Annotated in this window: 1 protein-coding gene; it reads right to left on the bottom strand. The window is 78.8% G+C overall.

What is annotated here, in order from left to right; genetic code table 11:
- Positions 1-13: 13 nt before the first annotated feature.
- On the bottom strand, positions 14-909 hold an 896-nt coding region (locus MFF40_RS28320; RefSeq protein ID WP_238263145.1), incomplete at its 5' end, for an autotransporter outer membrane beta-barrel domain-containing protein.

The raw sequence follows: 909 nt of genomic DNA, 5'->3' as shown, positions 1-909 counted from the left end.
CGCCCCGGGCTGTTCAGAACCTGACCGTGAAGGCGCCCTTTGCGGCGTGGTCCTGGGCGCGGGCGCCGATCTGGCCGGTGTAGGACAGGCCCAAGCTCGCCGCCGGGGAGAGCAGCACCGATAGGCCGGCCTCGGCGACCAGGGCGTCGCGGTCGATCGGCAGGCCCGCGCTCACGAACCGGGCGCCGGTGCCCCGGAACGCCAGAACCGCGCTCGGCACGCCGTCGCCGAAGGTGCGCCGGTACCCGGCGAGCGCGTGCACCGACACCGGCAGCGCCGCCTCCGGATCGAGCTGCGCCTCGGCGCGCAGGCCGGCGGTCGCGGTCGGCAGCAGGCTGGCGCGGGCCGCCCCCGTCAGCGCCGCCGCCCCGCCCTGCTCGGCGAAGCGGTCGCGCCCCAGCGCCACCGCCCCGGCCCCGACGAACGGCTCCAGCACCGCGCCGGCGCCGAGCGCGACCCGGTAGCCGGCCTCGCCGAAACCCTGGACGCTGCGCCCGCCGGTGCGCGCGCTCGGCGTGTCGGTCAGGCCCGGGAACGCCACCACCCGGCGCAGCCGCGCCGGCTCGTCCGCCGCCAGCGCGCCGAACCGCAGAACCGCCGGACCCGCCTCCAGGCTGCCGTAGACGCCGCCGAACGTGCTCGCCAGCGTCCCGGTCTGGACCTGGCCGGGGCTGGCGAGATCGGTCTCGACATGGCCGCCGACCACGCCGAGCCGCAGCCCGCCGAGGCCGAGCCCGTCCAGGCGCGCGTCCACGCCCATCACGAAGCCGGCGCTCCGGCGCGACTGGGCGGCGGCGTTGGCGTCGGCCCGGACGTGGCCGAGGCTGCCCAGCCCCTGGCCCCACAGGCTCACGATCCGCGGGTCGAACACCCGCGCCGGGACCGCCACCGGTTCCACCGGCTCCCCGG

The sequence above is a fragment of the Methylobacterium mesophilicum genome (assembly GCF_022179445.1).
Classification (GTDB): Bacteria; Pseudomonadota; Alphaproteobacteria; order Rhizobiales; family Beijerinckiaceae; genus Methylobacterium; species Methylobacterium mesophilicum.
The sequence above is the reverse complement of the archived record's forward strand: the minus strand, read 5'-3'. Positions and strand labels throughout refer to the sequence as shown.